At 50.7% G+C, this 381-nt stretch carries 4 tRNA genes; all 4 read left to right on the top strand.

From position 1 onward, the window contains the following. Positions 1-71: 71 nt before the first annotated feature. The 4 genes from ACYUET_RS19115 (at position 72) to ACYUET_RS19100 (ending at position 381) form a co-directional block, all read left to right on the top strand. Positions 72-145: transfer RNA gene (locus ACYUET_RS19115), tRNA-Gly, on the top strand. Positions 146-152: 7 nt separating this feature from the next. Beyond that, positions 153-228, top strand: a tRNA-Lys gene (locus tag ACYUET_RS19110). A 7-nt stretch (positions 229-235) separates the two neighbouring features. Then, a tRNA-His gene (locus ACYUET_RS19105) sits at positions 236-311 on the top strand. 13 nt (positions 312-324) lie between these two features. Next, positions 325-381 (top strand) — tRNA-Gln (locus ACYUET_RS19100).

The following is a 381-nucleotide window of genomic DNA, read 5'->3' as shown; positions in this document are numbered from 1 at the left end:
GAGTGCCACCTTGCCAAGGTGGATGTTGCGGGTTCGAGTCCCGTCTTCCGCTCCAAATAAATTTTAAATATGCGGGTGTAGCTCAATGGTAGAGCCCTAGCCTTCCAAGCTAGTTACGTGAGTTCGATTCTCATCACCCGCTCCATTAATATGCGTTATTAGCTCAGTTGGTAGAGCACCTGACTCTTAATCAGGGTGTCCCGGGTTCGATCCCCTGATAACGCACCAGAAAATGGTGGACGTAGTTCAGTTGGTAGAGCGCCAGTTTGTGGCACTGGTTGTCGTGGGTTCGAATCCCATCGTTCACCCCATGTTTTGGGATGTCGCCAAGCGGTAAGGCAATGGACTTTGACTCCATTATGCGTAGGTTCGAATCCTGCC

The sequence above is a fragment of the Clostridium sp. CTA-5 genome (assembly GCF_054768135.1).
Note: the sequence above shows the minus strand (reverse complement) of the source record. Positions and strands in the feature narration are given on the sequence as shown.